Annotated in this window: 1 protein-coding gene; it reads right to left on the bottom strand. The window is 59.3% G+C overall.

What is annotated here, in order from left to right:
* Nucleotides 1–1,073: 1,073 nt before the first annotated feature.
* Nucleotides 1,074–3,404 (bottom strand): hypothetical protein (locus tag EOA29_RS29595; RefSeq protein ID WP_210213181.1); only part of this gene is annotated, 2,331 nt, incomplete at its 5' end.

Genomic DNA, 3,404 nt, shown 5'->3' with positions numbered 1-3,404 from the left:
TTTATAAGCATTGCAGAGGCCGAACCCTTTCCGGGCAGCGCCAAAATCAAAGATCGGGCATCATCCTCACACCGCCGATGTTCACGTCGGCAGGCAGATCGCAATGGTTCGGGTGCAATCAGATGTGTCCCAAGCTCAGCTTGCCCGATCGATCGGCATCAGTATTCAGCAGCTTCAAAAATATGAGAACGCGAGGAACCGAGTAAGCGCGTCCATGATCTACGAGATTGGCAGGTCGCTGGGTGTGCCCGTCAGCCGCTTTTTCAACGGCCTTCCGGAAAATGTTGAGAGAACCTGCGAGGCTTCAGTTCTACCGGTCGATGAGCGAATTGACTTCATAGCCAGCGCTGAGGGACGGCACCTGATCGAGCGTCTTGTTCAACTCCCCCCACGAGTCCGCGCTCGCGTGTCTGCGCTGATCGGCGCAATCGGGGAAGAGGTGGCGATCTCTCGATGTGAACAAGGGGCTACATCACGATCAGCAAACCGGCGTTAGCTGATAGAAGGCGTTAAGGCTGCTTTGGAACACGAGATCAGAACCAGCCGTCCCCGTATTGCCTCAAGCCTAGGTGACTGAGGCAACGTTGTTTCGTTTTACCGGGACAAGCCGGGCGTTTAGGTGGGAAAATTTTGGCGCCACGCGCACCGCCACTCCCGGCGTACTCGGTCGGCCGACAAGCTCGACTCGATCGGTGGCGGAAGCGCGGCATTCTCGAAATCGAGGAGAGGGCCGTCGCCGGATACTATGAGTTCGCCGACTGGCCGTCTGTTCTCTTCATCGCCGACCACACATGCAAACGTTCGGCATGTCCAGGTCAGAGGAAGTTTTCCGCGTGTTCGGCGAGGTGGTCAGTGTAGACCAGCTAATCTATCTCACCCGTCGCCGTGCGACGATGTCGGCCATTCCTAAACTCGGGCGGTTCAATCGAAATTGTTGCTGCCTGCTCTTGAGATAAGTGGCATCGCGGATGACCGCTTCGCCTCATCGCTGACGTTTGAGGAACTGCGTCTTCTGCTGGGAGCGGACACTTGCAGCTGCGAATTTGAACTAGAACCGGGAACGCCGCTCTCCTTCATTCTGTAACGCTACCCTCCAAACGCTTAAGCGCCGCCAGCGCGTGCCGCGCGAAGCGATGAGCCCGGGTTCGGCCTCGAAGCCTTTCGACGTCGCTTCGATCCCCACAAGTCGCGACCGTATCGAACGCGAACTTCATTCCGTCCTCCCTGTGCGGGACTCGATGGTAGAACTGAGCATCGATCCCGTCGTCGATGAAGCGTCGTGATACCGCCAGGCAATCCGACGGATAGCCTGCCACGAAGTCCAAAGGCGGATACGCATCGACCCTCTCGGTCGGAATAAACCGATCGGTTAGTGCCTTTTGAATCTCGCTCAGGCAACCGACGACCAACTGAGCCGGCATTTCACGGAGCCGTACCCAAGCGAGCCGTGCTGCCTCGGCTTCTGTTGATCGCTTCGCCTCGATGGCGTAGATCAGAAACCGGATTGCGACGAGGCACGCTTCTTCCGACGTTGTTGGATCCACCGGCTCCAACTCGGCATGATGTCGACCGACAAACCGGGTCGCGGTCGCAAAGGCGCCCCATTCCTCCTGCGCAAACGGGTTTGTCCTGCTAGGCAGGCCTGTGAGCGGCCGCAGCAAGGCTGCGTCGGCAGCATCGCCAAACGATGCTACCTCCCTGGTAAGCCAGTCCAAGCTCGTTGAGCTCCTGATATCCGAAGCGCGCAGTGCTCGGCGATAGAGGCGTCGCCGCAACTCTTCGTCCAGACTGTAAATTTCCTCGCCATAGATGGAGTCGAACGGATGATCGAACATCCTCAAGCACAGCGAGAGAGCAAGGTCATGGTCGACGACATCTTCATCGTCAACAAGCACGGACGCCAGCTCGGCTTTGACCTGCTCCCGTGAACCCTCGGCCTCAACATCAAGTGCGCCGAGGATCTTCAGCGAGTCGACGATACTCGAATTGATGGCCCAGTTTGTCGGACTCACGTCGAGAGCCTGGATAGCTTCGATCAGGCGTTCAAGCACCTCCTGCGGCGCCCGACGCGCATAGCCAATTGAACCCAGCATGGCGAGTTGAACGTGGTATGGCTCCCACCGAAACCGCTCGCGAAATAGATAAATCAGTTGCTCGGCGAACTCACTATCGTTGCCATCGAAGAACACCCGACGCCCCTCCAGCAAGAAATGGAGTTGGCCCGAAGTCAGTTGCTCCACCTTGATCGGGAAGGCGCGCTCCTCTTTTGCTGCTCGTTCAAAGCCGCGCTGCGTTGATCGGGCAACCTCGGTAAAACCGATGGATTCGCCGAACCCGTAGTACGTCAGCGCGAAGCTTTGACTTCGGATCGGATATCGCTCTTCGCGAGCAAAATCTGCCCAACGGCCCCGCTCCGTCGCTAACCGACTGTCCATCTCCGCACAGAGCCTTAGGAAGATGTCGAGGCCAGATCCGCCGACGGCAAGGCGACCGATCGCGCGGAGCCTTGACTCTTCCGGATGCGTCCACTTGCGCCGGGTCTCGTCTTCCCAGCCGATCCGGACGGCATCCCCTTCTTTCGACAGCGCAAGCCGAGCCCCACGAATTTCCTCGACACAGGCTTCCGTCGCCTCGTTCAACAAATCCCATGCGCTCGAAGCTGCGATCGGACCAAAGTTTCCTCTCGCCGCATCGCCCAACAATGTCGAACTCGTCACCTCTGAAAGGACGCCTCGACAGACAGCCGCATCGTCGATCGCCGCAACGATGTCGCCGGCGATCGGCTCGAGGATCGGCGCTGCCAATCGCTGCCCGAAACATATGGGATCGCTTTCCGCCGTTCGTGCGAGGTCGATCGCCGCACACGCATTCAGCATCATCTCATGGGAGAACGACACCCGCCCCGTCCGTCGAGCCAGCAGGCCGGCCGCAAACAGCGCATCGCACTCAGCAAAGCCCAGGCCTTCAGCGCGCATGAAATCGTCGAAATTCGCCTCTGCCATCGAGAATGCGATCTGCGTATGCAGCGAGCTCGCGAGCCGCCTTAGGCCAAACGACCCAATCCGCGCGTGCCCAGCCAAACGCTTGCGGATGTATTGATCGATCAGAAGCAGGCGCGTGGCGTTGACCTTTAGATCACCGCCAATCTGCCCGACGAGAGCGGCCTCGATGCCTGATCCTACTGCCCTGAGCACCTCCAGAGAGACCGGGGTGAGTTGCCCTCCAACTGCTCGTGCAATTCGCTGCTTCAATTCCAAGCTCGGGCGCGGAACTGCCACGTCTCCGAGCCCAGCGAACCCGTCCGGCTTTGCATCTTGGCCGGTGATAACGAGCAGTGCCCCCATCCGTCTCGCCAGTGCCCGGACACCACGGAGCGCCTCCGGGGCCGCCGCTCCGAACTCGTT

Origin of the sequence: Mesorhizobium sp. M1E.F.Ca.ET.063.01.1.1 (assembly GCF_003998155.1) — a bacterium.
Taxonomy (GTDB): Bacteria; Pseudomonadota; Alphaproteobacteria; order Rhizobiales; family Rhizobiaceae; genus Mesorhizobium.
The sequence above is the reverse complement of the archived record's forward strand: the minus strand, read 5'-3'. Positions and strand labels throughout refer to the sequence as shown.